Source organism: Streptomyces sp. NPDC002730 (genome assembly GCF_042888805.1).
Classification (GTDB): Bacteria; Actinomycetota; Actinomycetes; order Streptomycetales; family Streptomycetaceae; genus Streptomyces.
Window position 1 is genome coordinate 1 of sequence record NZ_JBIAQG010000078.1, and the last position, 1,020, is coordinate 1,020.

A 1,020-nucleotide genomic window follows, 5' to 3' on the forward strand; every position below is an offset into this window, starting at 1 on the left:
GGTCAGATCGGTGATGACGTAGACCGTCTCGCGGCTGCGTCTGCCGGTCTTCAAGCTGGTGCGGTATCGGGTGATCTTCGCTACCTGGGTGGCGTGCGGGAAGTCGAGGTCATCGGCGGTCAGAACCTGCACCACCCGGGTCTCCTTGCGGCCATGGCCCTCAGTGCGGTCGTAGAACTTCGCGGTGACCTGCTCCCAGGGCAGCGTCCGCAGCCGTTCGTAGAGGCCGGGCTGGTTCTTCTTCACGGTCAGTGCGTAGTGCGCCTGCTTGTCCTCGACGAGGAACCGGGCGTGGTCGCGCTGGGCGTGCAGGGCATCGGCGGTGATGGTCACCCCGGCGAGGTCGAAGGGCGCCAGCAGGGCGGCGAAGCAAGTGATTTCGTTGGTCTTGTCTGGCACGCGTAGCTGGGTGATGGTCTGCCCTGTGCCGGTCATGGCGGCGAGCAGATGCGCGGCCGGGGTCTCCTCGTGCCGCGAGCCGCGGGCGCTCTTGCCGTCCACGGCGAGGGTGTCAGCCCCGGCCGGATCGCAGCCCAGCAGGTCGGCTAGGCCGCCGGGGCAGACATCGTTGATGATTCGCCGGATCGTCGATCCGCTGGGTGCGATGCACACCCCGAACACGGTCGCCGTCCGTGCACCGAGGCGGGCCAACGCCTCCTGCGGCGCCGATCGCGCCCACTGCCCGATCGCGGCGAACGACCGCGACCCGGCCACCACCGCCGCGCAGGCGACCAGCAGCACGCTCACGAACGGGTGACGCTTCCCACGACGAGCCCGGGGATCAACCAGCGTGGCCAGCCGAGACGGCAGACCGACGATCGCGCGCTGCTGACGCGAAGGCGACTTGATCAGGCAGACGGTGGCAGACTGGCGGCACATCGAAGCTCCGGCGGTTCAGGGCGACTTGCCGAGGTCACCCCGTCAACCGGAGCTTCGTTGCGTAGGTGTCGGCCAACCAGCACAGCGTCACGCAGCCGTGACCAGCACACATCCATGATCACCCGGACTTTGAAACCGCCC

Annotated in this window: 1 protein-coding gene; it reads right to left on the bottom strand. The window is 68.3% G+C overall.

The genetic code is table 11. The features are described from left to right. On the bottom strand, positions 1–747 hold a 747-nt coding region (locus tag ACFYXH_RS42510), incomplete at its 3' end, for an ISAs1 family transposase (RefSeq protein ID WP_389575197.1). Between the last annotated feature and the right edge of the window lie 273 nt (positions 748–1,020).